Consider the following 530-nt stretch of genomic DNA (forward strand, 5'->3'; position numbering starts at 1 on the left):
CTGTTCTGTAGTTTTGTCTCGTTGATATCAAGTTCAGGATTCACCAAACTTTCGTCTCTGCTTCCTTCAATTTCCATTGCAATTTATTTAAAATATTTCTCGGCTTCTTTTATAGATTCCGGTCTTCCTACATCTATCAGGATACTGTCGTGCACAAATCCGTGAATTTTTTCTGTGTGCATTAAATCAAGATATTCTTCCATTACAGAAAACTTTCCTGTTCTTTTTATTTTTTCAAAAATGAGACGATTTATACAATGAACACCACTGAAAGCTAACGCTCTGAATCCTTTATTAAATTCTGCAAGTCTCTGTTCACCGGTCTGTACATTAAGCCAGCCTCTTAATACCAGCTCATCATTGAAAAGAAGTTTTCTTGAACTTTCCCTGTCCGAAACAGCTAATGTAGCAAAATCTTTTATCTTTTTGTGGTATTCTACAAAATCTGTAATGTTGATATCGGTGAGGATATCGGCGTTCATGATCAGAAAATCTTCCCCATGATCGAGGAATTTTCTAGCAAAAATCAG

At 35.5% G+C, this 530-nt stretch carries 1 protein-coding gene; it reads right to left on the minus strand.

The features are described from left to right. Positions 1 to 83 precede the first annotated feature (83 nt). Positions 84 to 530 (minus strand): NDP-sugar synthase (locus I53_RS30845; protein ID WP_148291065.1); only part of this gene is annotated, 447 nt, incomplete at its 5' end.

Origin of the sequence: Methylobacterium sp. B1, assembly GCF_000333255.1 — a bacterium.
Classification (GTDB): Bacteria; Pseudomonadota; Alphaproteobacteria; order Rhizobiales; family Beijerinckiaceae; genus Methylobacterium; species Methylobacterium fujisawaense.